We start from the raw sequence: 1,085 nt of genomic DNA, 5'->3' as shown, positions 1-1,085 counted from the left end.
CCTTATACATTGAGAGGCCGGAGCGTCTGTTATGATGCTCCGGCCTCGTTTGTCATTGGGGTGATCGCAACACCGCAATGGCTGAGGGCAAAGCGGTTGGGCTTGGCCGCCCTGAACCTTCGTTCGCAAAAAAGCAGAACCCTTTGCGCTCATCGAGGCATCGTCGCACCGTTGAGGGAGCTTCGCGCTCGCGTATAAGGGAGACCTGCCTCATGTCTTATACTAGTCGTTTTGTCGGCATCGACATATCAAAATCCTCTTTTGACATCTGCATCCTGCCGGATAGCCGCTCGGCGAGCTTTGCCAACACGGCGGCAGGAGTTGCCCGCTTCCTGGCCTTTGTCGCGCCATTGAAAGGGATCGAGCGCTTCCTGCTGGAGCCCACCGGCGGCTACGAACGCCGTGTGCTCGATGCGCTTCTTTCAGCGCGGATGCCGGTGGCGCGCGTCAATGCCAGACAGGTGCGACAGTTCGCCGGCGCCTGCGGCCAACTCTCCAAGACCGACAGGATCGACGCCTTCATCCTGGCCGACTACGGTCGGCGGATGGAAACCGAACTTGTCCTGCCAGCTTCTCCAGCCCAGATGAATATGGTCAGTCTGGTGGCGCGCTACAGGCAGCTGTCACACATGATCGTGCAGGAGAAAAACCGCCGGGAGAAGCTGGCCAGCCGGGCCGACGACAAGACGAGGGTCTGGATCGAAGAAAGCCTACAGTTCCTGCTTGACCAGCGCCAGGCGGTTGTCGAGGCGATGACAGCCTGCCTCGAGGCGGATAAGGCGCTCTCGGGCAAGGCCGCTGTCATGATGTCGCTCAAGGGCATTGGTCTGCGCACAGCCTGCTTCCTGCTGGCAGGTCTGCCTGAACTCGGAAGCCTGGACAAAGGACAGATCGCCAAGCTCATCGGCGTCGCGCCGCTCAACCGGGACAGCGGCCAGATGCGCGGCAAGCGCATGATTGCCGGCGGTCGAAAACCGGTTCGCGATGCCCTCTACATCGCAGCCCTGCCGGCAATCCGCTTCGATCCCGGCATCAGAGCTTTCTTCGAAAAGCTGAAATCGAAAGGAAAACCCGGCAAAGTCGCG

Annotated in this window: 1 protein-coding gene; it reads left to right on the top strand. The window is 60.4% G+C overall.

What is annotated here, in order from left to right; all coding sequences use genetic code 11:
- Positions 1-212 precede the first annotated feature (212 nt).
- Positions 213-1,085 (top strand): IS110 family transposase (locus tag EDE05_RS26650; RefSeq protein ID WP_208325245.1); only part of this gene is annotated, 873 nt, incomplete at its 3' end.

It is taken from the genome of Neorhizobium sp. R1-B (assembly GCF_004368875.1).
GTDB lineage: Bacteria > Pseudomonadota > Alphaproteobacteria > Rhizobiales > Rhizobiaceae > Neorhizobium > Neorhizobium huautlense.
The sequence above is the reverse complement of the archived record's forward strand: the minus strand, read 5'-3'. Positions and strand labels throughout refer to the sequence as shown.